The organism is Streptomyces sp. SID14515 (genome assembly GCF_010548505.1).
GTDB lineage: Bacteria > Actinomycetota > Actinomycetes > Streptomycetales > Streptomycetaceae > Streptomyces > Streptomyces caviscabies.
Map to the genome: position 1 here is coordinate 345,845 of NZ_JAAGMH010000144.1, position 24,594 is coordinate 370,438.

General features: G+C 70.5%; 21 protein-coding genes and 1 pseudogene. 12 read left to right on the forward strand and 10 right to left on the reverse strand.

Features of this window, described 5'->3' with window-relative positions:
• Positions 1-130 precede the first annotated feature (130 nt).
• On the forward strand, positions 131-1,720 hold the full coding sequence (locus G3I54_RS36735) for a CehA/McbA family metallohydrolase (RefSeq protein WP_164621323.1): 1,590 nt from the start codon (positions 131-133) through the stop codon (positions 1,718-1,720).
• A gap of 54 nt (positions 1,721-1,774) precedes the next feature.
• The gene (locus G3I54_RS36740) at positions 1,775-2,239 is read left to right on the forward strand and encodes a sel1 repeat family protein (protein ID WP_164621325.1); all 465 of its coding nucleotides are present in this window, start codon (positions 1,775-1,777) and stop codon (positions 2,237-2,239) included.
• 107 nt (positions 2,240-2,346) lie between these two features.
• Here the strand turns inward: G3I54_RS36740 and G3I54_RS36745 are convergent, their stop codons facing one another.
• Complete coding sequence (locus G3I54_RS36745) at positions 2,347-5,289, reverse strand: GNAT family N-acetyltransferase (RefSeq protein ID WP_164621327.1); 2,943 nt, start codon at positions 5,287-5,289, stop codon at positions 2,347-2,349.
• Between the two features lie 123 nt (positions 5,290-5,412).
• Here G3I54_RS36745 and G3I54_RS36750 point away from each other — a divergent pair, with 123 nt between their 5' ends.
• The 5 genes from G3I54_RS36750 (at position 5,413) to G3I54_RS36770 (ending at position 10,652) form a co-directional block, all read left to right on the forward strand.
• The gene (locus G3I54_RS36750; RefSeq protein WP_164621329.1) at positions 5,413-6,141 is read left to right on the forward strand and encodes a siderophore-interacting protein; all 729 of its coding nucleotides are present in this window, start codon (positions 5,413-5,415) and stop codon (positions 6,139-6,141) included.
• Positions 6,142-6,567: 426 nt separating this feature from the next.
• Positions 6,568-6,759, forward strand: coding sequence for a hypothetical protein (locus tag G3I54_RS36755; RefSeq protein ID WP_164621331.1), 192 nt, complete (start codon positions 6,568-6,570; stop codon positions 6,757-6,759).
• A 125-nt stretch (positions 6,760-6,884) separates the two neighbouring features.
• On the forward strand, positions 6,885-9,050 hold the full coding sequence (locus tag G3I54_RS36760; RefSeq protein WP_164621334.1) for an ABC transporter transmembrane domain-containing protein: 2,166 nt from the start codon (positions 6,885-6,887) through the stop codon (positions 9,048-9,050).
• Positions 9,047-10,387: a glycosyltransferase gene (locus G3I54_RS36765; protein ID WP_164621336.1), complete on the forward strand. Its 1,341-nt coding sequence runs from the start codon at positions 9,047-9,049 to the stop codon at positions 10,385-10,387. The genes G3I54_RS36760 and G3I54_RS36765 overlap by 4 nt, the downstream gene beginning before the upstream one ends.
• Positions 10,388-10,400: 13 nt before the next feature.
• Positions 10,401-10,652, forward strand: a complete 252-nt coding sequence (locus G3I54_RS36770) for a hypothetical protein (protein ID WP_164621338.1) — start codon at positions 10,401-10,403, stop codon at positions 10,650-10,652.
• A 10-nt stretch (positions 10,653-10,662) separates the two neighbouring features.
• Here the strand turns inward: G3I54_RS36770 and G3I54_RS36775 are convergent.
• The 6 genes and pseudogenes from G3I54_RS36775 to G3I54_RS36800 form a co-directional block, all read right to left on the reverse strand.
• Positions 10,663-12,244, reverse strand: a pseudogene (locus G3I54_RS36775) (APC family permease).
• A 239-nt stretch (positions 12,245-12,483) separates the two neighbouring features.
• Entirely contained in the window at positions 12,484-13,947 is a 1,464-nt protein-coding gene (locus tag G3I54_RS36780) for an aldehyde dehydrogenase family protein (RefSeq protein ID WP_164621340.1), read from the reverse strand.
• Positions 13,944-15,683: a D-aminoacylase gene (locus G3I54_RS36785; protein WP_164621341.1), complete on the reverse strand. Its 1,740-nt coding sequence runs from the start codon at positions 15,681-15,683 to the stop codon at positions 13,944-13,946. Before G3I54_RS36785 ends, G3I54_RS36780 begins: the two co-directional genes overlap by 4 nt.
• 295 nt (positions 15,684-15,978) lie before the next feature.
• The gene (locus G3I54_RS36790; RefSeq protein WP_164621343.1) at positions 15,979-17,103 is read right to left on the reverse strand and encodes an LLM class flavin-dependent oxidoreductase; all 1,125 of its coding nucleotides are present in this window, start codon (positions 17,101-17,103) and stop codon (positions 15,979-15,981) included.
• Positions 17,104-17,239: 136 nt separating this feature from the next.
• Positions 17,240-18,025, reverse strand: coding sequence for an SDR family NAD(P)-dependent oxidoreductase (locus G3I54_RS36795; protein ID WP_164621345.1), 786 nt, complete (start codon positions 18,023-18,025; stop codon positions 17,240-17,242).
• A gap of 11 nt (positions 18,026-18,036) precedes the next feature.
• Entirely contained in the window at positions 18,037-18,981 is a 945-nt protein-coding gene (locus G3I54_RS36800; protein WP_164621347.1) for an LLM class F420-dependent oxidoreductase, read from the reverse strand.
• A gap of 258 nt (positions 18,982-19,239) precedes the next feature.
• On the opposite strand from G3I54_RS36800, the gene G3I54_RS36805 reads away from it, so the two are divergent.
• From G3I54_RS36805 to G3I54_RS36820, 4 genes are all read left to right on the forward strand, one after another.
• Positions 19,240-19,632: a VOC family protein gene (locus G3I54_RS36805; protein WP_164621350.1), complete on the forward strand. Its 393-nt coding sequence runs from the start codon at positions 19,240-19,242 to the stop codon at positions 19,630-19,632.
• A gap of 63 nt (positions 19,633-19,695) precedes the next feature.
• A complete protein-coding gene (locus tag G3I54_RS36810; RefSeq protein WP_164621351.1) occupies positions 19,696-20,535 on the forward strand; it encodes an aldo/keto reductase in 840 nt (279 codons plus the stop codon).
• A complete protein-coding gene (locus G3I54_RS36815; protein ID WP_164621352.1) occupies positions 20,532-20,726 on the forward strand; it encodes a type II toxin-antitoxin system VapB family antitoxin in 195 nt (64 codons plus the stop codon). The genes G3I54_RS36810 and G3I54_RS36815 overlap by 4 nt, the downstream gene beginning before the upstream one ends.
• A 159-nt stretch (positions 20,727-20,885) precedes the next feature.
• Positions 20,886-21,296 carry a DUF6879 family protein gene (locus G3I54_RS36820; protein WP_343240512.1) on the forward strand — a complete coding sequence of 137 codons (411 nt, stop codon included), beginning with the start codon at positions 20,886-20,888 and terminating at the stop codon, positions 21,294-21,296.
• Positions 21,297-21,323: 27 nt separating this feature from the next.
• Here the strand turns inward: G3I54_RS36820 and G3I54_RS36825 are convergent, their stop codons facing one another.
• Entirely contained in the window at positions 21,324-22,634 is a 1,311-nt protein-coding gene (locus G3I54_RS36825) for a helix-turn-helix transcriptional regulator (protein ID WP_164621353.1), read from the reverse strand.
• A 174-nt stretch (positions 22,635-22,808) separates the two neighbouring features.
• On the opposite strand from G3I54_RS36825, the gene G3I54_RS36830 reads away from it, so the two are divergent.
• Positions 22,809-23,264 carry a hypothetical protein gene (locus G3I54_RS36830; RefSeq protein WP_239144763.1) on the forward strand — a complete coding sequence of 152 codons (456 nt, stop codon included), beginning with the start codon at positions 22,809-22,811 and terminating at the stop codon, positions 23,262-23,264.
• 114 nt (positions 23,265-23,378) lie between these two features.
• Here G3I54_RS36830 and G3I54_RS36835 read toward each other — a convergent pair whose 3' ends face one another.
• Together G3I54_RS36835 and G3I54_RS36840 are read right to left on the reverse strand one after the other, a co-directional pair.
• Positions 23,379-23,582, reverse strand: coding sequence for a DUF397 domain-containing protein (locus G3I54_RS36835; protein ID WP_164621355.1), 204 nt, complete (start codon positions 23,580-23,582; stop codon positions 23,379-23,381).
• Positions 23,583-23,597: 15 nt separating this feature from the next.
• Complete coding sequence (locus tag G3I54_RS36840; RefSeq protein WP_030624623.1) at positions 23,598-24,467, reverse strand: Scr1 family TA system antitoxin-like transcriptional regulator; 870 nt, start codon at positions 24,465-24,467, stop codon at positions 23,598-23,600.
• Positions 24,468-24,594 lie beyond the last annotated feature (127 nt).

The window sequence follows — 24,594 nt, forward strand, 5'->3', positions numbered from 1 at the left end:
GACAACGAAATCCGAGACCGTCGACCCGTACCTCTGCGCCTGTCCGTGCCCGTACCCGTGCCCGTCCCGGTGCCCGTTTCGGTGCCCGTATCCGTGTCCGTGTTCGTGTCCGTACCCAGGGAGCCTTCGCATGACGGATTCGCCCTCACCCCGCCGGCCCGACCACTCGCCTCTCGCCCGCCGCAGCCTGCTCGCCGGGACCGCCGCCACCGCCCTGACCCTGGGCACGGTGAGCTTCGCCCGGGCCGCCGAGGACGCCGGAGGACCGGACGGACCGGACGGGCGGGCCGCCGCCGTCCGTACCCGGACCGTGCGCGGGACGCTGCCCGCCGGGGCTCCCGACTATGTGTACCTGCCCGTCGAGGTGCCGGACGGGGTGGCCGAGTTCGCCGTCTCGTACACGTACGGCAAGCCGCCCGTGCCGCCCGGCGTCCAGGGCAACGCCCTCGACATCGGCCTCTTCGACGAACGCGGTACGGAACTCGGCGGGCGCGGCTTCCGCGGCTGGTCCGGCGGGGCGCGCACCTCGTTCTCCGTCCGGGGCGACACCGCGACCCCCGGCTACCTCCCCGGCCCCGTACGCCCCGGCGTCTGGCACATCGCCCTGGCCCCCTACACCGTGGCGCCCGAGGGGCTGCCGTACGAGGTGACCGTCACCCTGCGCTTCGGGAAGGGCGCGCGCACCCCCGTACCGGTCTATCCGCCCGAGCGGGCGAAGGGGCGCGGCCGGGCCTGGTACCGGGGCGACTGCCATGTGCACTCCACGCACTCCGACGGGCGGCGCACCCCGGCCGAGGTCGCCGCCGCCGCACGGGCCGCCGGGCTCGACTTCATCAACAGCAGCGAGCACAACACCACCTCCGCGCACGCCGCGTGGCAGGGGCTGTGGGGCGACGACCTGCTCATCCTGACCGGCGAGGAGATCACCACCCGCAACGGGCACGTGCTGGCCGTCGGCACCGACCCGGGGGTCTTCGTCGACTGGCGCTACCGGGCCCGCGACCACCGCTTCGGCCGGTACGCGCGGCAGGTGCGCCGGTCCGGCGGGCTCGTCGTGCCCGCCCATCCGCACGCCACCTGCATAGGCTGCAACTGGAAGTTCGGCCTCGCGGACGCGGACGCGGTCGAGGTGTGGAACGGGCCCTGGACCCCGGACGACGAGATCGCCCTCGCGGAGTGGGACAACGCGCTGGTGGCCGCCGTACGGAACCCGGGCGACGGGCCGGGGCGCTGGCTTCCCGCCATGGGCAACAGCGACGCGCACCGCGAGCCCGACCTCGTGGGCCATCCGCAGACCGTCGTCCTGGCCGACGCGCTGTCGCGGCAGGCGGTCCTCGCCGGAATCCGGGCCGGGCGCTCCTACCTCGCCGAGTCCGCCGCCCTGTCCCTCTCCTTCGGCGCGACGGACGGGCGGGGCCGGCACGCGGGCATCGGCGGGCGGCTGCGGGCGGCGGCGGACGCCCCGGTGACCGTGCGGCTGGAGGTGTCGGGCGCGTCCGCCGACTGCACGGTGCGGCTGGTCACCGATCAGGGGCCCCTGTTGACCACCCCGCTGCCCGCATCGGGCGCGGGCGTGGTGGAGTGGCGTACGACTCCCGCCCACGCCGCGTACGTGCGCGCCGAGGTCCGGCACGCTCCGGCCGTGCCGGGGCTGCCGGGCGCGTTCGCGGCCCTCACCAACCCGGTCTTCCTCGACGCGGAGGCCGGTACGGAAGGCTGAGAAGGGGGAAGGGACGAAGCACGCGTGGCGGGTGCCGGACGGAGAGGAACTGCGATGGGACCGGGGCTGGGGTACTTCCTGCTGCCGGCGGGCGGCGCGCTGAGCCTGACCGGGGTCATCACCGGCAACGGCACGCTGATCAGCCTGAGCTGGATCATGTGGGTGCTCGGGATCCTGCTGCTGTTCCGGAACCGGGCCCGCCGCCCGGTCGATCCGCGGAAGCTCGCGGCGGCCGCCGCGGCCGGGGACGCCCGGGCGGTACGGGGGCTGCGCACGCTCGCCCTGACCGCACGGGCCGAGGGCAGGCCCGACACCGCCGAGCGGCTGCTGCGGCAGGCGGTGAAGGCCGGCGACCTGGAGTCGATGTGGGAGCTGGGCCGGCTGGTCGAGCAGCGCGAGGGCCTGGCGGCGGCGGAGCCGTGGTTCCGGATGGCGGCGGAGGGCGGGCACACCGTGGCCAAGCGGCTGTTCCGGCCGGGCGGCGCACTGCACCCGGACGGGGCGGACCCCACACCGTAGGACCCGCCCCGCCTCTGTGTGCCTTGCTCCGTCACGGTGCCTTGCTCCGTCACGCCGGCCCCGAGGCCGACGCCGGTGCCCGCGCGCCTACGCCGGTCCGGGCGCGCCTACGCCAGTTCCAGCGCCGCCCTCGTCAGGAAGGCGAGCCGGGCCGTCTTCTCCGGCTTCACGATCTCCGGGCCCAGCTCGAAGCCGATCCTGACCATCCGGGCGAGGGCCTTCTCGTTGCGGGCGTCCGGCTCGACGACGACCCGCAGGTGGGCCGGGTCGCCGAAGACGAAGCCGATGAACGCGGTGAGGAGGGCGTCCGTGTACCCCTTCACCGCGCCTTCGCCCTCGGCGGGCGCGATCAGCAGATGGATGCCGACGTCGCCGGGCCGCACGTCGTAGCACTCGCCGACCGGGTCGGCGTCCGGCTCGTACGTCTGGAAGAGCGCGGCCGGAACCCCGTCGCGCAGGGCGAGGTAGGCGTGGTGGGTGGGGAGCGATTCGACGAACTCGTAGATCTCTCGGACCTGTTCGCGGGTGTGGCCGCCCATGCCCCAGAAGCGGGCCCGCTCCTCGGTGACCCAGCCGTGCAGCAGGTCGGCGTCGGCCGCCGGGGCGACCGGGACCAGGCGGACCACTCCGAAGCCCTCGATCTTCTGCTCGTGAACGGCGGTGCGGAGGGCGGGGGCTGCGGATTCGTCGGTGGTCACGGCGGGGTTCTCCTCGGGACGGTGCGTCGTGCGGTGCAGCAGGTTCCAGTCGGTGACCACCGGGGCGAGGGCGCCCCGTGCCCACAGGGGCGTCTGGTCGCGGTGGTGGGCGGATCCGGGGACTCCGGACGCGCCGAACGGGACCACCCAGCGGCTGTCCTCGCGGCGGGCCAGGTCCCAGACGTAGCGGGCGGCCGGGCCTCGGGCGAACAGATCGGTGACGCCCGGGACGCTGGAGGTGGACAGCACACAGTCGTGGTCGCCCGCGAGCCCCGGCCGGATCTCCTGCCCGCCGGAACCGTCGGGCGTGCGGTCCGGCAGCGCCTGCCAGGGCGACAGCCGGTGCAGCTCGCCCCACGGGCCCGGCGGCGTCTCATCGGCCGCCGCCGCGACCGCCTCGGCCGAGGCCGCGACCACCGCCAGCCGGTCCTCGTACGGCAGCAGTCCGACCGAGAGCAGGCTCTCCAGGGCGTAGCCGATCCGGGGCACGGCGGCGAGCCAGGGGCGGAAGAGCGCCGGGTACGCGGTCGAGCGCCAGGGGTCGTCCGCGCCCGTGACGCCCTTCAGGGCCGGGTGGCCGGCCAGCCGGTGGACGACGTCGGTGCGCAGGCGGGCGTAGAGGGTCGCGTCGGTGCTGTCCGCGTCCATGTGGCGGTCCCAGCGCAGCAGCCGGTCCCGGAGGCGTTCGGCGGCCGGACCGAGGCCGGGGGCCCAGGCCAGCAGGGAGAGCAGCGGGCGGGACGAGGCGAGGCGGGTGTCGGTGTGGACGGCGGCCTGGCCGTCCGGGGTCCAGTCGGCGCCCGCGCCGAGCAACTCCCTTATCCGGCGGGCCCGGTGCCCGGGCGCGAACTCGACGCCGAGCGGGGCGGCGAGGCCGCGCTCGTTGGCCATGACGGCGATCCCGTCCGGGCCGTCCGCGTCGGTACGGGGCAGGGGGACGGCCTCGCCGTCGCGCCAGGCGTACGCGGGATCCTCGGCCGGGACGACCCGCAGCCGGTTGACGTACGGGCGCACCGGGACGTGTCCGGCGACCCGGTGCAGGGCGCCCCCGGCGGTGTCGGCGGCCAGGACCACGTTGACGGGCTCGACCCAGCGGTCGAGGGCGGTGTCGAGGTCGGCGACCGTACGGGCCCGGAGCAGCGCGGGCAGCACGTCGAAGCCGAGCTCGCCGGTGACGCGGGGCGGGTAGCGCAGGCTGATGAAGGGGCCCGCGTCCAACGAGGACGCGCCCGCCGCTCCGCCCCCGGCGACGTCTCCGGCGGACGCGTCGGCGACGGTGCCGTCCCCGGAGTCCCCGGCGCCCCCGGGCCCACCGACTCCACCGGTTACCTCGCCGATGATCACCGGCCCCCGGTCCGTCTCGATCACCTCGACCGTCTCCGGGTCGGCGCCCGCCACCTCGATCGTCTCGGTGTGGGCGTGGGCGCGGTACCAGCCGTCCGGGCCGAGCGCCTCCACCCCGCCGTCCGGGGTGCGGCGCATCCGCTCCCGGTAGAGGTCCTGGTAGTCGGCCATGGCGTTGGTGATCGCCCAGGCGACGCCGCCGGTGTGCCCGAAGTGGGCGATGCCGGGGACGCCCGGGACCGCGAGGCCGACGACGTCGAACTCGGGGCAGGCGAGGCGGATCTGCTGGTAGACGCCGGGGGCCTCGATGAAGCGGTGCGGGTCGCCCGCGATCAGCGGCGCTCCGGTGGCGGTGCGGGCGCCGGTGAGCAGCCAGCCGTTGCTGCCGGCCGTGCCGGGGCCGTCGGTGGCGAAGAGGGTCGTCCGGTCCTCGCCGAGCCGGCGGGCGACCTCTTCGCGCCAGAGTTTGGTCGGGAACCCCGCGAACAGGATGTGGGTGGAGAGCCAGACGCCGAGCGGGGTCCAGGGCTCCCAGCGGCCGGGGGCGAGGCCCACCGCGGCGAACTCGGGTGCGTGGGCGGCCCCTTCGGCGAGACCTTCGTTGACGCCGTCGACGTACGCGCCCACCCAGGCGGCGGTCTCCGGCGCGAGGCGGTCGAAGCAGCGGCGGGCGGTGTCGGCGATCCGGGCCCGCCGGACGAACCGGTCCCAGTCGACGGCTTCCGCGCCGAGGTGGGACGCGGTGGAGCCGAGCACCCGGTGCCGCTCGGTCTCCAGTTGCCAGGCCCGGTCGAGGGCGGTGACATGGCCCTGGGCGCGGGCCAGCGCGAGGGCGTCGGCGGCCCGCAGGTGCGGGATCCCCCAGTCGTCGCGGAACACCTCGAAGGCGTCGCCCGCCCCCGGGCCCGGTCTCCCGCCGGTCCGCGCACCCGATCCCTCACCGGGTCTCCCGCCGGATCTCCCGCCCGGTCTCTCGCTAGGTCTCTCACTGTCGACGTCGGCGGTCATCGCCTGCCCATCCCCACTTCCGGTGCTTTTCAGCCACTCCCCAGCCCCCGAAATTTAGGTTAGCCTAACCAAAGTGACCCGTAGGGCAGAGGGCCTGGGCACCGGGGCGAGGCAGGAGACACCGTGGGGCATGGCTGGGAAGGCGTCGTTCTCAAACTGTTCCGGGGGCGCGATTTCACGTTCACGGTGACCGGCGCGGAACAGGTGACGGACCGCTTCCGCCGGGTGCACGTGACCGACGGCGGACTGCTCGCCGCGACCGGCGGGGCCCATCCGACGATGTGGGTGCGGCTGTGGTTCGAGAAGGACGGCAAACCGCATCAGCGCGCCTACACCCTGGTCGACCCGGACCCGGAGGCCGGCACCTTCAGTCTGGAATTCGCCCTGCACGAAGGGGCCGCGTGCACCTGGGCGCGGGAGGCGAAGGCCGGCGACACGATCGACGCGACGCTCCAGGGCACCGGCTTCACGCTGCCCGACCCGGCGCCCTCGCGGCTCTTCGTGATCGGTGACGCGGCGGCGCTGCCCGCGATCAACTCCCTGCTGGACGCGGTCCCGTCGACCCCGGCGACGATCTGGTTCGAGACCGCGCACGAGGAGGACCGGAAACTGCCGTTCCGCCTCGACGAGGCCCACCACACGCTGCATCACGTGGAGCGCCGCGATGCGGGCGGGCAGCTCGTCGCCGAGGTGAAGGCGGCCCTGCCGGCACTGCTGGGCGACGACCACTCCGACGCGTACGTCTGGGTCGCCTGCGACACCTCGACCACCCGGACCCTGTCGGCGTACCTCCGCAAGGAGCTGGGCCTGCCCAAGGACCGGGTGAACGCGCTGGGTTACTGGCGGCCGTAGGACCTGACGGCACCACCCGCAAAGGGCCCCGGCGCGCGCCGGGGCCCTTACGCGTGCCCGGACCGCAACGACCCGCACGGCAGGACCCGGCCGACCGCAGCAGCCGGGCGGCCGTACCCCTGATGCAGAAATCCCTCCGTGAGTTCCGTGACATTCACCTCTGCATTCGATTCATTCCCGCCCCGGCCAAAAAAGGGCGGCGCACGGAATCCCGGAAAAACGGAAACACATCACCCGATCGGCGAACCGGCAACGCCTTTGACCTTCCGTCAGCCTTCCACGGCACGAGCAAATGTCGTTCAAACGGAAAGTAAATTAGGGGCAAAACGGAATTACAGGCCCCTTTTCGGAAAGGGTTCGAACCTTGTAACTTCACTTTCCGGCCCGCTCGACGGCGGGCCGTCACGAGAGAACAAGGAGACGAGAATGAGCCTTTCCGACATTCGCGAAATGGGCTTCGCCGGGCTGACGCCCGAGCAGGAGGAAAACGTTGTGGGCGGAGCCACCAAGGCGCAGTGCCTCCAGTGGTCCCTGATGATCGCGAGCGGTGGCGCCGGGCTGTCCGCCGGTCACCAGAACTACCTGAACCTGTGGAACAAGTACTGCAAGAAGAAGTAGCCCACCTGAGCTGAGACGCTCCGGAGGCCATGTGCACCTCCCAGGGGCGAGACGCGGGTCGACGCGGGTTGCAGGCGCGGCAGTGAGGCGCCGCAGCCCGCGGCCTCGCCCCATGGGAGGTAATGATGCTGACGAAGAAGACCCGGAAATACCATATCCGCCAGGACGGCGAGACCGATTGCGGCCCTGCCGCCGCCGGGATGGTGCTCAAGCGGCACGGCATATCCATCGACATTCCGACCCTGCGCGATTCGGTGGGTCTCGGACAGGCGGGCTGCAGCCTCCTGCGGCTGCGTGAGGGTCTCAACTCGTACGGAGTTCCCGCCGAGTCCTACGAGATACCCCTGGCCGGACTGGTGGCCGCGGTGAAGGTGACCGGACCCGCCGTGGTGCATCTGGAACGCGAACTCAACGACCACTTCGTGGTGGTCCACGGGGTGGACCGAGCCGGGAAGCTTTTGGTGAGCGACCCTTCGTTCTTCGAGATGTACACCGTCTCGGTCGAGGACTTCGGCACGGAGTTCACCGGCAAGGTCCTCCTGACCGAGGTTCCTTCCGGCCTCGCCGACCGACCGCCCGCCGGAACGAAAAGACGGGTCTCCCTCATAGGGCTGGTCTCCGCCTACCGCTCCCGGATAGCGGCCGTATCCGCTCTTTCCGTGCTCGTCGCGGTGATAGCGATCTCGACCTCTCTCTTCCTGCAGTTCGCGGTGGACCGGTACGTGGGTGAGGAGTCGGGGCGGCCGCTGACGCTGTTCGCGCTGGGATTCATCTGCGTCACGCTCTTCGGCAACCTGCTCCAGTTCGTGCAGGGCCGACTGGTGGTGACGCTCGGGCAGCGGATACAGAAGGATCTGTCGTCCTCCTACGTCGGCAAGCTCGTCAGACTGCCCGTCCGGTTCTTCAACACGCGGCGCATCGGTGACCTCGTGAGCCGGCTGGACGACATCCAGCAGCTTCAGGCGCTGGCGACCGGAGCCACGATCGGGGTCTGTGTGGACTTCGGCGTCATTCTGGTGGTGGGAACGTATCTCGCGACGATGAATCTGCTCATGTTCTCCCTGCTCGCCGTGGCGGCCGGGGCCAGCGCGGTCATCGCCTGGGTCTCCTTCCGGTCGATCCGCGAGGCGGCGGAGGAGTCGCTTCAGCACGATTCCACCCTCAAGGCCGTCGCGGTGAACCTGCTGTCCGGTTTCGACAGCGTGGTGTCGTACGCCTTGAGGCCCATGGTCTCGGACAAACTGGCCGTGGCTCTGGACCGCCGGATCTCCGCGCAGAGCAGGCTCGGCAACCTTCACAACGCCAGCTCGGTCGCGCGGAACGCCCTGGCGGGCGCGTTCTCCATCGCCGCGGCGTGGGCGGGAATGATCCAGCTCCGGTCCGGGGCGGTTTCACTCGGAGAGGTCTTCGCCTTCTACACGATGTCGGGCTACTTCCTGACCTCGGTCCAGAGCGTTGCCGAGTTGCAGGTGATGGTGCAGAGCACGTCCGCCGCTCTCGGGCGATACCGGGACGTCATCCTGCAGGAGGAAGACGCCCGGCTCTCCCTCGAAGAGACCCCGTCCCGCACTCCGGCGGACAACGGGGCAGGAACGGCGGCGCACAGAGGAGTGGGCATAGTGGCGCGCGGATTGACCTATACGCATCCTCAGCGGTCGGTGCCCTGCCTCGACTCCGTGTCCTTCGACATGGCGGCGGGGTCGCGCATCGCGGTGCGCGGAGCGAACGGAACCGGAAAGAGCACACTGCTCAAGCTCATCGCCGGATTCCACGCGGACTACTCCGGAACGCTCACCCTGGGCGGGGCCGACCTGGCGAGCTTCTCGGAACAGAAGATCCGGAACACGGTTCTCTATGTTCCGGAGACGCCCATGGTGATCTCCGGAACCCTGTTGGAAAATCTTCGGCTGGACCGCGAGTTCTCGGAGGACGAGGTGTGGGCGGCCTGCCGGACCGCGTGCTTCGACACCGTTGTCCGACAGCTGCCCTCCGGTTTCGACACCCTGCTCCGGGAGGACAGGTCAGCCATGTCCCATGGCGAGCATCAGCGCATGTCGATCGCCCGGTCCGTACTCAACGGCGCCCCCGTACTGCTTCTCGACGAGTCGATGAGCGGCATAGACGCGAGCACCGCGCAGAAGATCTGGGAGAACCTCTCGATGCTGGGAAGGACGCTGGTCGGCGTGTCCCACAACCATACGTTCGCCACCGACGCGGCACTCTGTCTCGACCCGGACGACCATCGGGCCCCGGCGATGGCCGGGACCTCCACAGCCGGGAGCGGAACATGAAGCTGTACGACGTGCTGGCGGCCGCGGCGTCCGAGTGCGGACCCGCGCCGTCCCGCCTCGCCGCGGATCTCCGCAGGGTCGTCGCCGTCGACAACGCGTTGAGCGGGCTCGACGTGTGGAACGGTGACTACGACTCGCTCGTCGCCGCCTATGCGTCCGACGCGTCGGAACCGATGGTCACCGGGCTTGTCCTGACCATGAACGAGGAGGAATCCATCGGGCGGTGCATCGGTTCCGCGGTGCGGGACTGCACCGGCACGGTGGTGCTGGACTCGGGGTCGACGGACGGCACCCCGGAGAACGCGCGGGCGGTCTCCGAAACGGTGAAGGTGGTGTCCCGGGCCTGGCCCGACAGCTTTTCCGGACAACGGAACCACGCCATCACCCTGGTCGACGACGGCTGGCTGTTCTTCATCGACGCCGACGAGTACGTCCGCCCCGCGGACCAGGGGGCGCTCCGCCCGGTCCTGCGCGTCCTGGACTTCCTGCTTCCCCGTCAGGACTTCCTCGTGTCGCCCTGGCTGGCCGACGTTGGAAGCGGTCACGTGGCGACGAACACCCGCAAGATATTCCGCAGGAACGCGCCCTTTCGGTTCATGGGAGACATCCACGAACGGCCCTACCTGCCGGACGGTTCGAGCCCTCCGTGGATCGAGCTGGACTTCGGGATGGAACACACCGGCTATCAGCCCGAGGTCGTGACCGCCAAGAACAAGGCGGACCGGTCGAGAACGATGATCGGATCCTGCCGCACGGCGGAACCGCGGAACCCCAAATGGGTCCACTACGAGACCCGGGACGTTCTGCTGCCGGCCGTACGCACGCCGGAGGACGCGAGGGCGGCGTACGACCACCTCCGCTCCTCACTGCCGTGGTACGACCGGCCCGGAATCCGGGACTACGAGGCAGATCAGCTGATCGACGCCACCATCCTCCTCTGCGACCTGGCTCTCCGTTTCGGAGGGCGCGAGGAGATAGCGCTCCACGGATCGTCCCTGTCCGATCTCGGCCGCCCGGTGGAGGCCGCCTACTACGCGGCGGTGGTGGAGTTCGGCAGCGCCATGACCGTACTGAACCGCATCCCGTCCCGGCTGGAGCAGGCTGCCGATTCCGCCACCCCGGACGCGGCGACGACCCTGGGAAAGATCCGGGAACTCCAGGCCATGGTGTCGCTCTCGTCGGGCGACTACGCCGCGGCCGTGGCCTTCCACGACCAGGCCGCGTCCTTCGGATGCGGGGAGTCGGTGCGAGACTCGATGGACCGGGCCCGCGCGGCGTTCGCCCGCCCTTCCCCGTCGAGCGTTCGTGGCAACGGCTCGGAAAGCCCGTCGGCATGACAGGAGCGGATCAATGACCGGAATCGGCCTGGCAGGTATGCCCATGCCGGAGTGGAAGATCCGGACGGGCAAGGGCAAGGAGTACGTCTTCGACAGTCTGGAAGAGGCCGTCGAAGCGCTCCCGGATTACGGCGAAGGCGCCACGATCTGGCGGCGGGACGTCTACCGGGCCACCCCCTTCGTGACCGGAACCCGGCGCCCTTGGAGGCAGGTTGCGGTGCCGGGGCGGGCGGAGCCCGGAGAGACGCCGGACGCAGAGCGCTAGGAGAGAGACCTCAGTCCTCGACCACGAGGGCCGGGGTCTCCTTCGTGAGGACCTCGCCCCGGAAGAACGCCGGGCTGCGGCGCTCCATCGCGACCATCAGCACCACGCCGAGGAGCAGCAGCCCCACCCCGATGACGAACACCGAGCCGACGCCGAGGACCGAGGATCCGGAGCCGTACGCCGGGTCCCACATGTCGTAGAGGGTCTTGGCGAAGACGGCGGCGAGCAGGATGCCGCCGACGACCGGGAAGAGGCCCTTGAAGACCAGGTCCCGGGCGGAGCGGGTCAGTTCGGCGCGGAAGTACCAGGCGCAGGCGAAGGCGGTCAGCGCGTAGTAGAAGCAGATCATGAGGCCGAGCGCGTAGATGGTGTCGACCAGGACGTGCTCGCTGACCAGGGTCATCACGGTGTAGAAGACACCGGTGCCGATGCCGGCCGTGATCGTGGCCCGGCCTGGCGTCTTGAAGCGGGGGTGGACCTTGGCGTACGAGGCCGGCATCGCCTCGTACGCGGACATCGCGAGCACCGTGCGGGCGACCGGGATGAACGTGGTCTGGAGGCTGGCGGCGGCCGAGGCGAGGACCGCGAGGAAGAGCAGGATGCCGAGGCCGGGGCCCATCACCGGTCCGGCGAGGGCGGCGAAGACGTTGTCGGAGGTGTCCGGGTTGGCGAGGCCGAGCCCGGAGGTGCCGGAACCGACGGCCATCTGGGCGGCGATGCCGGTGGCGAGGTAGGAGCCGACCAGGACGACCATCGCGATGAGGGCCGCGCGGCCGGGGGTCTTCTCGCTGCCGGTGGTCTCCTCGTTGGCGGTCAGGCAGGCGTCCCAGCCCCAGAACATGAAGATCGAGAGGGAGAGGCCGGCGGTGAAGGCGGCGAAGGACTGGACGGCGAAGGGGTTCAGCCAGGACCAGGAGAAGTCGAGCGAGGACGCGAAGTCCGGGCCGCCGCTGCCGGCCTTGCTCAGGGCCATCGTCACGAACAGGGCGAGGACGATCAACTGGAGCCCGACCAGGGCGTACTGGATGCCCTTGGTGGCGGTCATGCCTCGGTAGCTGATGGCGGTGGCGACGGCGATGAGGACCAGGCAGGTGAGGATGTGGACGGGCTTGCTGTCGTCCAGGGCGGCGATGGCGTCGCTGCCGGTGATCTCGCCCGCCAGCAGCCAGAAGTACGAGGTGGCGACGCCCGCCAGGTTGGACAGCACGATGATCGTCGCGATCACCAGGCCCCAGCCGCACATCCAGCCGACGCGCGGGCCGAAGGCCTTCACCGTCCAGGTGAAGGAGGTGCCGCAGTCGGGCATCGCCTTGTTCAGCTCGCGGTAGGCGAAGGGCCACGAGCAGCATCGGCAGGAACCCGGCCAGGAAGACGGCGGGCATCTGCACGCCGACCTCTCCGGCGGTGGAGCCGAGGGTGGACGTCAGGCAGTAGACGGGGGCGACGGTGGAGACGCCGATGACGGCACTGCCCATGAGGCCGACGGAGTTCCCGCCGAGCCCCTTGCTCCGCACACCGCCGTCACCGCCGTCGGCCGGGGCGCTTCCCCGTACCGTGTCTCCGGCCCGTGGCCGCGCGTCCAGCTGAGTCATGAGAAGGACGCTATGCGCTGCGATATCCACATCCGGAGCGTGAGACTCCAACGTCTCACCCTTGGATATGCCAGCCAACTCTCCAAGAGCGCCTCATCAATTAAAGGTCACATTCCCGTGAAACCTTGCAATGCATGCCGCTCAGCCGAGCGCGACGACGTACGGTAATCGCAGCACTGTCCGTTTTGTGTGGGTTCAAAATTTTCCCGCACTGTTCACACAACGGCCCAAGGAGCCTCTCAGCCGGGCCAGACGATCGCCTGCGTCTCGCTGTACGCGTGCAGCGCGTACGAGCCCACGTCCCGCCCCACCCCGCTCTTCTTGAACCCGCCGAACGGGGCCTCCATGTTCCGCCCGACCGTGTTGACGCCGACCCCGCCCGCGCGCAGCCGGCGGGCGATCCGGAAGGCGCGGGCCACATCGCCGGACCACACGTAGTCGATGAGGCCGTAGTCGCTGTCGTCGGCCAGCGCGACGGCCTCCTCCTCGTCGTCGAAGGGGACGACCACGACGACCGGCCCGAAGATCTCCTCGCGGACCACCCGCATGTCGTGCGTGCAGTCGGCCAGGAGCGTCGGGGCCACGTAGAAGCCCCGGTCCAGGTGGCCGGGCCGGGCGCCGCCCGTGACGACCCGCGCCCCTTCCTTCCGGCCCAGCTCCACGTACGCCTCGACGCGGTCGCGGTGGGCGGCGGAGATGACCGGGCCGACCACGGTGGCCCGGTCGGAGGGGTCGCCGACGGTGAGCCGGTTCGCGTACGCGGCCAGCGCGGCGATCAGCTCGTCCTGGCGGGACCGATGGACCAGGACGCGGGTCGGAGCCGTACAGATCTGTCCGCTGTAGAAGGAGAAGGTCGTGCCGATGCCCGCGACGGCCGAGCCCAGGTCCGCGTCCTCCAGGACGAGCGCGGCACCCTTCCCGCCCAGCTCCATCAGCTGCCGCTTCATGCCGCGCCCGCACACTTCCGCGATGCGCTGCCCGACGGCGGTGGAGCCGGTGAAGCTGACCATGTCGACGTCCGGGGAATCGACGGCGGCCTCGCCCGCCTCCGCGCCGGAGCCGGTGACGACGTTCACGACGCCCGGCGGAACGCCCGCCTCCGCGAGGGCGGCCGCCATCCGGTAGACGGAGAGCGGGTCCTGCGGGGCGGGCTTCACCACGACCGTGTTGCCCATCGCGAGCGCGGGCGCGACCTTGCCCGCCGGGTTGGCCCAGGGGTTGTTGTACGAGGTGATGCAGGTGACCACGCCGACCGGCCGGCGGACCGCCAGCGCCCCGAAGACCCCGGCCCGCCCCATCGGCCCGGCCTCGTTGATCTGGGGCGCGATGGCGTCCTCGACGGGCTCCAGCGCGCCCTTCGCGTACCGCCGGAAGCGCGCGACACCCACCCCCACCTGCATGCCCCGGGCGGTGGAGGCGGTGGCTCCGCTCTCGGCCCGGGCGAGGTCGGCGTGGGCGAGGAAGTCCCGCTGGACGAGGTCGGCGGCCCGGTCCAGGATCGCGGCGCGCTCCTCGGGCCGGGTCCGCGACCAGGCCGGGAAGGCCGCTTTCGCCGCCGCCGCGGCCTCGTACACCTGGGCGCGGCTCGCCTCGGGGGCGAGGCCGACGACCTCCTCGGTGGCGGGGTTGACGACCTCGTAGTGGCCGTGGTCGGGCTCGGTCCACTCACCGCCGATGAACAGCCGCTCAGGTGCGGGGCTCACGCCGTACTCACCGTCCGGGTGTCGCGGCCCGAGCGCAGCACCGTCCCCGGCACCGCCCCCGTAACCTTGTCGTCGCGCAGGGTCTCGACGCCGTTGACGCGTACGGAGACGATCCCGATGGCCTTGGAGTCCAGGCGCGGGCTGTCCCCGGGCAGGTCGTGGACGAGGGTGGCGGGTCCGGCGTCGATGCGCTCGGGGTCGAAGAGGACGAGGTCGGCGTGGAAGCCCTCCTCGATCCGGCCGCGTTCGCGCAGCCCGAAGAGCCGGGCCGGGTCGTCGGTGAGCATCTTGACGGCGGCGGTTAGCGGAACGAGCTTCCGCCCCCGCAGACAGTCGCCGAGGAAGCGGGTGGTGTACGGGGCCCCGCACATCCGGTCCAGGTGCGCGCCCGCGTCGGAGCCACCGAGCATGACGTCCTCGTGCTCCCAGGTCCGCTGCCGCAGCGCCCAGGAGTCCGGGTCGTTGTCGGTGGGCATCGGCCACAGGACCGTACGCAGATCGTCGGCTGCGCAGATCTCGACCAGGCAGTGGAAGGCGTCCTGGCCGCGCTCGGCCGCGATGTCGTCGACGACCCGCCCGCTGAGCCCTTCGTTGGCGGCGCTGTAGGTGTCCCCGATGACGTACCGGCCGAAGTTCGCGAGCCGCCGGAAGACGCCGGCCTCCTTGCTGTCGGCGCGGCGCAGCATCTCGGCGCGGGTGGCGGGATCCCGGAGCCGTTCGATGCGCTCGGGGACGGGCAGGGCCAGGATCTCGCCCCAGCCGGGGATGAGGTTGAGGGCGCAGAAGGTGCCGAGGGACATGTTCATGGGCGTGAGGATCGGCATGGTGAGGGCGACGATCCGGCCGCCGGCGCGGCGGGCTCGCTCACTCGGTATCAACTGGCGCGGTACGCGTTCGGGGACGGCGGCGTCGATGGTGAGGACGTTCCAGTTGAGCGGGCGCCCGGCGGCGGCGGTCATGTCGACGAAGAGGTCGATCTCCTCGTCGGAGAACTGGTCCAGGCACCCGGCGACGATCGCCTCCAGCTGCGTCCCCTCGTGCTCGCCGACCGCCCGGGACAGCGCGAGCAGCTCCTCGGGCCGGGCGTGCCGGGAGGCGACGGGTTCGCCGTCGCCGTCGGAGTGGGTGGCGGACTGGGTGGTGGAGAGCCCCCAGGCCCCGGCGTCCATGGCGTCGTGGAAGAGGGCGAGCATGGCGTCCATCTGGGCCGGGGTGGGCTGCCCGCCCACGGCATCGGCGCCCATGACATGCCGCCGCAGGGCGCAGTGCCCGACCATGAACCCGGCGTTGACGGCGATGCGCCCTTCGAGGGCGTCGAGGTACTCGCGGAAGGTGGACCAGGTCCAGTCGACGCCTTCCTCCAGGGCGGCGAGGGCCATCCCCTCCACCCGGGACATCATCCGGCGGGTGTAGTCGGCGTCCTCGGGCCGGTCGGGGTGGAGCGGCGCGAGGGTGAACCCGCAGTTGCCGCCCGCGACGGTGGTGACGCCGTGGTTCATCGAGGGGGTGGCGTAGGGGTCCCAGAACAGCTGGGCGTCGTAGTGGGTGTGCGGGTCGACGAACCCGGGCGCGAGGACGAGCCCGTCGGCGTCCTCGCCGGTGACGGCCTCTTCGGTGATCGTCCCCGGCTCGGCGACGACCGCGATCCTGCCGTCGCGGATGCCGACGTCGGCGATGCGGGCGGGTCCGCCGGTGCCGTCCACGACGGTCGCACGGCGGATGAGGTGGTCGAGCATGACGGTTCCCTTCTCCGTGGTTCCTTCTCCGGGAGACCTTCTCCGGCCGGTTGGGACAGCCGGGGTACGCACGCTTCGGCCGCGGTACGTACCCCGGCTCATCAGGACGACGGTCCGGGAGGCCGCCGCCCGTTTCCAGCCCCGCCGGCGTTTGAGGCGGGCCCGAGCCCAGGGCTCAGCCGCACCGGCGGGCAGGGGCTCCGCCCCCACACCCCCGCTCCTCAATCGCCGGAGGGGCTTGACCACTCAGCCCCTCCGGCGATTGAGGAGCGGGGTCCGGGGCAGCGCCCCGAAATCAGTTGGCGGCGGCCCGGAACCGCGAGGTCCGATGCACCGGATCCGTATCGATCTGCGGAATCACATGCTCCCCGATCAACCGAATCGTGTTCATCGTGTCCTCAGGACTGATCCCGATCGGCAGCCCGAAGCTCAACTGGTCCGCCCCCGCCCGATCCCACCGCCGGCACTGCTTCAGCACCTCATCGGGATCCCCACAGATCATCAGCTCCTCAGCGATGAGCAGCTCCACGATCTCCTCCGTGTACTCCGGCAGCAGCTGCGGCCACTCCGGAATCCCCTCCGGCCGCGGAAACGTGTCGTGGTAGCGGAACAGCAGCGACTGCAGGTAGTTCAGCCCGCCGCCCACCGCGATCTCCACCGCCTTGGCATGCGTCTCGGCACAGATGGCCGTGGACGTCACCATCACGTTGTCGTTGACGAACGCCCCCACCGGCTCCGCGTCCTTGACCGCGTTCTTGTAGGACTCGACGACCCACTCCATGTCGGAGACCTTCTGCACACTGAAGCCCAGCACGCCGAGCCCCTTCTTGCCCGCCATGGCGTACGAGGACGGCGACCCGGCCGCGTACCACATGGCCGGGTGGGACTTCCCGTACGGCTTCGGCAGGATCTTCCGCGGCGGCAGCGACCAGTGCTTGCCCTGGAAGCCGACGTATTCGTCCTGAAGCCACATCTTGGGGAACTCGGCGACCGTCTCCTCCCACAGCTCCTTCGTGTGGTTCATGTCGGTGATGCCCGGCATGAACCCGAGGATCTCGTGGCTGCCCGCCCCGCGCCCGGTGCCGAACTCGAAGCGCCCTTCGGAGAGATGGTCGAGCATCGCGACCTTCTCGGCGACCTTCACCGGGTGGTTGACCGGCGCGAGCGGGTTGAAGATGCCGGAGCCGAGGTGGATGCGCTCGGTGGCGTGCGCGAGGTAGCCGAGGTACACGTCGTTGGCGGAGAGGTGCGAGTACTCCTCCAGGAAGTGGTGCTCGGAGGCCCAGGCGTACTTGAAGCCGGACTTGTCCGCCTGGATGACGTACTCGGTCTCCTCGATCAGTGCCTTGTGCTCTGCCTCGGGGTCCACCTTGGCACGCGCGGCGGGCACGTACCCCTGAACAAAGAGCCCGAATTCCACGGAGGTTCACCGTCCTCAAGTTTTCCTGGCGGTTTTTCTGACGCACCGTCAGATTGTGATGCGACCGACTGTTCCACCACCACCGCACCTCGTCAATAGCTGACGCCACGTCAGGCGCGGTGCGGCACAGAGAGGCTCAGAAGGGACTGACCCCCGCCAGCCACCCCCCGTCCACGACGAACGGCTGCCCGGTGATGTACGAGGAGTCCCGCGAGGTCAGGAACAGCACCAGCGCGGCGACCTCCTCGGGCCGGCCGATCCGCCCCATCGGCACGAGCTTGCGGTAGTACGCGTCCAGCGCGGCGCCGGACGTCGTCAGGTCGGCGTCCGGGTCCAGCAGGGCCGGGTTGCTCATGGCGGTGTCGACGGCCCCCGGGCAGACGGCGTTGACCCGGATCCCCTTGCCCGCCAGCTCCATGGCGGCGACCTTGGTGAGCCCCAGCACCGCGTGCTTGGTCGCGGCGTACGCGCCGACCAGCGGCATACCGGTCAGTCCGGTGTACGAGGAGGTGTTGACGATCGTCCCGCCGCCCGCCGCCTCGATCTCCGGCGCGACGGCGCGTATCCCGAGGAACGCGCCCGTCATATTGACCCGCACCACCTGCTCGAACTCGGCCAGCGGGGTGTTGACCAGCTCGTTGAAGCGCAGGATGCCCGCGTTGTTGACCAGCCCGTCGATCTTCCCGAAGGCGTCCTTGGCCACGGCGACGGCGGCGGCCCAGTCATCTTCGTCGCCGACGTCCAGCCGCACGAACCGAGCGACGTCCGCCCCCAACTCCTTAGCCAGCGCCTCGCCTTGCTCGATCAGCACATCGGCGACGACGACCCGCGCACCCTCGGCCGCGAAGAGCCGAGCCTCCTGCTCACCCTGCCCGCGCGCCGCCCCGGTGACGAGGACGACCCGCCCGTCCAGCTTGCCCATAACGCTCTCCCCTACCTGTCGAGATGAGGGGCCACGTCCGCACCGAACGCCGCCATCTGATCGGTCAGTTCGTCCACGCTCCGGCTCCGGAAGCGGACCTGGATCTGGTGCACGCCGATCGCCGCGTACTCCCGCAACGACTCGGCCAGCTCCTCCGGCTTCCCTGTGAGCGTCCGCCGCCCCACGGACCACTCCGGCTCACCCACGTACAGCGGTTCGGTGATCGCACCGATGACGATCGGCTCCTCGACCCCCGCCTCCTCCCGCAGGGCGTGCACCCGGGCGATCTGCGCGGGCAGCCGGTCGCGGGGATCGCCCTGCGGCAGCCACCCGTCGCCGCGCACGGCCGCCCGGCGCACGGCGGCGGGCGAGGAGCCGCCCACCCAGACCGGCACCCTCTCCTGGGCGGGCCGGGGCAGCTGCCCGAGCCCGCTGAACGAGAACCGCTCCCCCGCGAACTGCGGGTACTCCTCGGGCCCGAGCGCGGCCCGCAGCGCGTCGATGCTCTCGTCGAGGACGCCTCCGCGCCCGTCGAAGTCCGCCCCGACCGCCTCGAACTCCTCCCGTACGTGCCCGGCCCCGACCCCGAGGATCAGCCGCCCGCCGCTGAGATGGTCGAGGGTGGCGTACTGCTTGGCGGTGACGAGCGGATGGCGCAGCCCGACGACGGCGACATGGCTCATCAGCAGCACGCGCTCGGTGACCCCGGCGAGGAAGGAGAGCGTGGCGACGGGGTCGTACCAGACGGTGCTCATGCCCTCCGCCAGCCTTCGCGGGATGGCGACATGGTCGCAACCGGCGATGTAGGCGAAGCCGCCCCGATCGGCGGCGCGGGCTATGCGGACGAGATCGGCGGGGGTCGCCGCCGCCTCCCAGGGTTCCGCGTAGATGACGCTCTGCGACTGGACCGGCAGCTGCATCCCGTACGACAGCGGCCCGCTGGGCAGTATCGGCACTGCGGCCTCCTTCCCCTCCGGCCCGGAGCGGTCCCGCCCCGGGCAACGGCCGCCATCGTCATACCTGACGGGTCATCAGACAAGAGGCGGGGCGCATCGGGGAGGCCGCGGGGAGTCATCGGGGGCGACCACCGATGAGTTTCACGACCGGTGGCGGTCATGAGTGGTGGGACGCATCGAGCGACCGGGCGCCCCGATCACCAGCCTCACCCCGCCCCACGAGCACACGAACGCACAAGCACCGAGCGAGGACCCACCATGACAGCCCCCACCAGCGACAACACCGACACCACCATCACCGGCCTGGGGGTCATCCTCGGCAGCACGGACTCCGACGCCCTGATCGCCTGGTACCGCGCCGCGCTGGAGCCGCTCGGAGCCCGCTGGGCGGAACATCTCCTGATCGTCGGACCCGGCGCGATCATCGGCTTCGACGAACGGGACGACGTGGCGGACAAGGCCGCCGAACCGGGCCGGCACCTGATCAACATCACCGTGCGCGACATCCGGGCGGCCGAGCGCCACCTCGACTCCCTCGGGGTGACGTGGGTGCGCCCGGTCGAGGACATCGGGGAGGGCTGGTTCTTCTCCACGATCGTGGACCCGGTGGGCAACTACCTCCAGATCCTCCAGGGCCCCGAAACGCCCTGACACACCCCCCTGAACACCCCCTAGATTGTCAAGCACATCCGAACGAGGGGGAGTTCAGCGCGCATGCGATCGACGACGTTCCGTATCGGCGGAGACCTGACCGTAGGGCGGCTGGGCTTCGGCGCGATGCACCTGCCCACCGAGAAGCCCGAGGACCGGCCGTCGGCCATCGCCGTGGCCCGCCGGGCGGTCGAGCTGGGCATCACGCTGATCGACACGGCCCACATGTACGGAAACGGGGCCAACGAGGAGGTCCTGGCCGAGGCCCTCCACCCCTACCCGAAGGATCTCCTGATCACCACGAAGGTCGGGGTGCTCCGCTCCCCCGAGACGGGCGAGTGGGCCCTGAACGGCCGCCCGGAGTCCCTGCGCGCGGAGGTGGACCACGCCCTGCGCCGCCTCCGCGTCGACCGCCTGGAACTGCTCCAGCTCCACCGCATCGACCCGGAGACCCCGCTCGCCGACCAGCTCGGCGCGCTGCGGGACCTGCGCGACGAGGGCAAGGTGGCCCGGATCGGCCTGTCCGAGGTGTCGGTCGCCGAACTGGCCGAGGCCCGGGAGATCGTCGACATCGCGAGCGTCCAGAACCGCTACAACCTGACCGACCGCGAACACGAACCGGTCCTCGCGGCGTGCGAGGCGGCGGACATCGCGTTCCTGCCCTGGCGCACGGTCGCCTGGGGCAAGGCGGGCGACCGTACGGAGGTGGCAGCGGTCGCCGCCGAGCTGAACGCGACCCCCACCCAGGTCTGCCTGGCCTGGCTCCTGGACCACTCCCCAGTCATGCTCCCGATCCCGGGCACGTCCAGCGTCGCCCACCTGGAGGAGAACACGGCGGCGGCGGACCTCACGCTCACACCGGAGCTGCGGGCGCGGCTGGACGGGCTCGGGGCGAACGAATGACCTCGGCCGACCAACCCCACACGACCTCTTCGACGAAGCGGAACGCGGCGGCCCCGCGGCAACGCGAGAAGGCCGAGCGCGACCGCCGCCTGAGCGCCCTGGACGAGCTGTGCGAAATCGTCCGGGACGGCGCCCTGGACGTGGACATTCTCCTCGACAAGCGCCGCTACCGAGGCGGCCCGACGGTGTGACTGCGGCCGGTCGTCTCAGCCCCCAGGGCCGCCGGGAGCGATCACCAGGTCCCGGACGGCCCCGGACGGATTCGATCCCGCTGGCGGACCTTCTCACGTCCCGCTGACACAACCTGCTCGGGAGAGGATGACCTCTCGGACGAACAGCGAGAGGCAGCCATGGCAACCGCAGTACGCGAGGCACTGGCCCAGGCCCGTCACTCGGCCAAGCACCTGGAAATGCGCGACAGTTACATGAGGGACGACCCGAACTTCGTCCGCCGGCAGCAGGGCCACCGCGACGACCCGGCGGACCGCGCGTCGTGGTGGCGCCCCTGGCTCGACGTGGTCGCCGCCGCCACCGCACGCGGCGTCAGCATGCGTCGGCTGCGCATCGTGTCCGAACCTCTCAGCGACTACACGCGGTACGAGTACGACGGAACGTTCACGAACGTCGCGGCGGGCGAGGACATGCGCTGGCTGCCCCGGTCCGCGGCACGTGACCTCCTGCTCCCGGCCCTGGATGGCTGGATCATGGACGACCGACTGCCGGACTGGTCGGAGCGCCGGGACGCGAGGCAGGCACCGTAAGCCACTGCCGGGTGAATGATCCACTGATCAGGCTGCTCGCACGGCGTTGAGAAGCTGCTGAACCCCCTGTACCTGCCGGTGGGCCTCGAAGCCGGGAGCGAAGTCGCTGATCTGGCGGATACAGCGTGAGGCGCCGATCTTCTTGGCGAGGACGAGCGCTTCGTGGGCGGAGGCAGCGCTGTGGTCGATCTCGCCCTGGCGCAGGAGTGCCTCAGCCTCGTATGCGAGGAAGACAGAGCGCGTCTTGTCACGCGCGCCAGGCAGGTCGGCGACGCCTTGGGTGATCTGGGCGAGGGCGGGCCCGGTCTCCCCGAGGTCGATCAGGCAACGGCCGGAGTCGACGGCGATATCGGCAGTGCTGTACCAGGAACACCAGGCAGGTGGCGGTGTCCTGGCAGTGTCCAGGGCGTGCTCGGCTGCGTCGAGAGCCCGGCGGCAGGCGCGCGCGTCGCCGCCCATGGCCAAGGCCCGGGCCCTGCGGAGGTGGAGCAACGACCGCGCGGTGGGATCCTGGGCGCGGCGGAGAGCCAGGTCGAGGATGTTGACCGCCAGCCCGGCTTGGCCCAGCCAGATGCTCTGGTAGGAGATGTCGGCAAGGATGCCCGCTCCCCGGTCGGTGTCCCCGGCCCGGCGCGAAGCGTCCAGCGAGGCCGCCCAGTAGTGGCCGGCGCTGCGGTGGTCTTCGTGGTCGAAGCGGTACCAGCCGATCGTCTGGCCGAGCGAGGAGGCCAGTGCGTACAGCCGGGTACCGGTCTTCTCGTCGTAGCAGGCGTTGTCGAGAAGACCGACGACTGTCTCGTAGAAGCTGTTGAGGAGGGGGACCGCACGTTCCCGGTCGGCGGTCGCCATGCCGGTGAGGTGCGGAACGCTTCTTTCCAACCAGTCGACGAAGTCGGGATCGACGCTGGTACCGGTCAACGTCTTTGCCGGCGGCGCGGCATCGAGCGTTGCCCACTGCTGGGCGAGCGTTACGAGTGCGACGGGGGCGAGCCCGAAGATACTGCGGCGGTTGAGCATGGCGCGGCGGTGGGCCTCTCTGAGAGCGACGACCGTTGCCCCTGCGTCCAGGGGTTGGGGCGCCTCGTTCCCGGGCAGCCAGTACGGCCAGCCGAGCGCGGTCACGTGGTCGAGATCCACACCGAAGACGTCAGCGATCAGCCGCTGGTACCAGGCGTCCGGCACCCTGCCTCGCTCCCACACCGAGACCTGCTGCTTGGTGGTCCCGGCCATACGGTCGCGCCGTCGCGCCGCTTGCCTGATCCCTTCTGCGAGATCCCTCTGGGACAGGCCGTGCAGGAATCGGGCGATGGCGAGCGGGTGTTGGAGGATCGCGTCCACCTCTCCATCTGACCATCCGAACGGGCTGCACGGGGCCGGAACACCGCAGCCGCATGACGCCCGCATGACTCTCAAACACTGGTTCGCACGACCGTATTTGGGTGCAATCACCTCAGCGGGCCGCCTGTGCCCGGAGTGCAGCATCAGCCCTGATCGGAGGCCCCCGTGGCCGATATGCGGACGGTCGCACTGAGCGGCGCGGACAACACCGGCAAGACCAAGCAGCTCGGCATCCTGGCCCGAAGGATCGGCCCCGCCGCAGTGCCGAGCGGCGCCTTGGATGCCCACGACTCCCGGTGGGCGGCGGTCAGAACACAGGGCATGGGCAACTGGTGGTTCGGGACCGGCCGGGTCGAGGAGATCGCCGGTGAGGCCGAGATCCTGCGGGAGCTCCACCGACTTGTGAATCGGGCGGGCGAGACGGAGTACTTCTACGTCGCCCGGGTCACGAAGTGGAACTTCGCCGACCGAAGCGGCCCCGAATTCCGGAAGGAGGACCGCGGTGAGTACATCCTTGAGGAGATTCCCCTCACTCGGTCGGCCATCACCGAGCTCAACCTGCAGCCTGAAGAGATCTCCACCGTGCTGTGCGAAGCCCTCGACCGCGGTGAGCTGCTCAACTCGCCGTGACTTCGCCGGTGTGCGGGCCGCCCTGGATCCCGACCGCCGAAGGCGGGCCGGGACAGGCACGGTAAGCCGCGGCCAAGGGAACGATCCAGGCCGGAGCCCGGCCGTCAGCGCTCCTCAGAGGGAGCCGTCCTGTACGGCGGTGACGAAGGCCTGCCACTGCTCGGGGCCGAAGGTGTGCGCGCCGAGGGAGCGATCCTTGCTGTCGCCGACGGCGATGAGGCCGTCGGGCGTCGGCTGGGTCTCGACGCACGTCCCCCCGTTGTCACCGCTGTACGAGGACTTCACCCAGGCACTGTCGGGAAGGCCGTATCGCGCCATCTGCTGCGTCCACCTCTACGCTCTGTTCATGAACTCTCTCTTCACCGCCGAGACTAGTTCCATGGACTGCCGCGACGCGAGTGCCGCCGCCCTCAGCTCGTCGAAGGCCAACTTGTAGCGCTCGACGGGCTGATCTTCCTCCAAGTACAACGCGCCGTCGAGGTAGTCCAAGTTGACGACGTCAAGGTCCATCGGATCGGGATAGCTGTAGATGTTGAAGGCCCCGTCAGCACCCGCGTGCCAGCCCTGGGCGAACGGCACCACCTGGATGGTCAGCTTCGGCGGATTGTTCATCTCCAGGATCTTGTCGAGCTGGGCCACCATGACTGCAGGCCCTCCAACCTCGCGACGCAGCACCGCCTCGTCGAGGAGACAGACGTACTGCGGCGGGCTCTCCCGCGCAAAGATCTCCTGCCGACTCCGACGCACCTCGATGTACGAGTTGCGCTCTTCCTCGGTCGCACCCTTGTCGACGGAACGGATCAGCTCCGTGGCGTACTCGACCGTCTGGAGCAGACCCGGAACAAGCATCGGCTGGAAGGTGAGGATCCGTGCCGCATCGGACTCGATCGACAACCGTTCCTGGAATCCAGCGGGAAGTATGTCGCTGTACTGCGCCCACCACCCCTTGCGCCGCCCTTCCCGAGCCAGCGTGGTCAGCGCCGTCCGCAGCCGCTCGTCCGATACTCCGTACAGCGCGAGCAGTGCCTCGATCTCCAGCTTGCTGACGCCTTGGCGGCCGTTCTCCTGACGGGAGATCTTGGGCTTGTCGCCGCCGATGCGCTCGGCGGCCTCCTCCATCTTGACTCCGGCCTTCTCACGGAGCCGCTTCAACTCGGCACCGAGTCGTCGGCGTCGCACCGTTGGGCGTGGATGGCTTGGCATGTGGTTGTCCCTCCCCTGACGCGGGCCACTCAGTGCTACCCGTTCATGACCGCTTTCAGCAACTCCCTTTATATGCACAAGCGTTCACCCACACAGGCGAATCTACAATTTTGCATCTGAACGGGTT